Origin of the sequence: Pseudomonas sp. UM16 (assembly GCF_050312595.1) — a bacterium.
Classification (GTDB): Bacteria; Pseudomonadota; Gammaproteobacteria; order Pseudomonadales; family Pseudomonadaceae; genus Aquipseudomonas.
In genome coordinates this window covers 1-269 of record NZ_JBNPJT010000090.1, presented here as the reverse complement: position 1 = coordinate 269, position 269 = coordinate 1, and the positions used below count along the sequence as shown (strand labels likewise).

Annotated in this window: 1 protein-coding gene; it reads left to right on the top strand. The window is 62.1% G+C overall.

Going from position 1 to position 269, the window contains the following annotated elements:
* Window positions 1–269 (top strand): Ig-like domain-containing protein (locus tag ACQRAX_RS25695; RefSeq protein ID WP_427867797.1); only part of this gene is annotated, 269 nt, incomplete at both ends.

Genomic DNA, 269 nt, shown 5'->3' with positions numbered 1-269 from the left:
AATGACACCAACAGCACCACCGCCACAGAAACCCAGCTGACCGTGACTGGTAACGTGCTGAGCAACGACACCCAAGGTGCCGACCGCATCGCCAGTGGTCCGATCACACCGCAGTCCATCGAGGGCACCTACGGCAAACTGGTACTGGCCGCCGACGGTTCCTACACCTACACCCTGAACACCGCCGACCCGGACTTCATCAACCGCACCGGCACCGGCGTCGAAACCTTCACCTACACCCTCAAGGATGCCGACGGCGACAGCAGCAC